Source organism: Rhodococcus sp. FG69 (assembly GCF_057808915.1).
Window position 1 is genome coordinate 1 of record NZ_JBMDIX010000121.1, and the last position, 493, is coordinate 493.

Sequence of the window (493 nt, forward strand, 5' to 3'; positions counted from 1 at the left end):
TTACACGACTCCGTCAACCCACCCATCGCCTGATCAGTGAAAATGTCGTACAAACCGTCATACGCGAGGTGATCCTTCATCGTCACATCACCGAACTTGAACCCCGCACGCGACTTCTCCAACAAATGCGGCGCCTGCGTCATCGACTCCTGACCACCAGCAACAACCACCTCGAACTCACCCGCCCGAATCAACTGATCCGCCAACGCAATCGCATCCACACCCGACAAACACACCTTGTTGATCGTCAACGCCGGCACATCCATCCCAATACCCGCCGCCACCGCAGCCTGACGCGCCGGCATCTGACCCGCCCCCGCCGTCAACACCTGCCCCATGATCACGTACTCCACCAACTCCGGCCCCACCCCCGACTTCTCCAACGCACCCCGAATCGCGATCCCACCCAAATCCGACCCCGAAAAATCCTTCAACGCACCAGACAAACGACCCACCGGGGTCCGAGCCCCAGCCACGATCACCGACGTAGTCA

Annotated in this window: 1 protein-coding gene; it reads right to left on the reverse strand. The window is 60.0% G+C overall.

The genetic code is table 11. The annotated features are described in order from the left end of the window. A partial coding sequence (locus ACODSO_RS29245; protein ID WP_489040091.1) for a thiolase family protein occupies window positions 1–493 on the reverse strand: 493 nt, incomplete at both ends.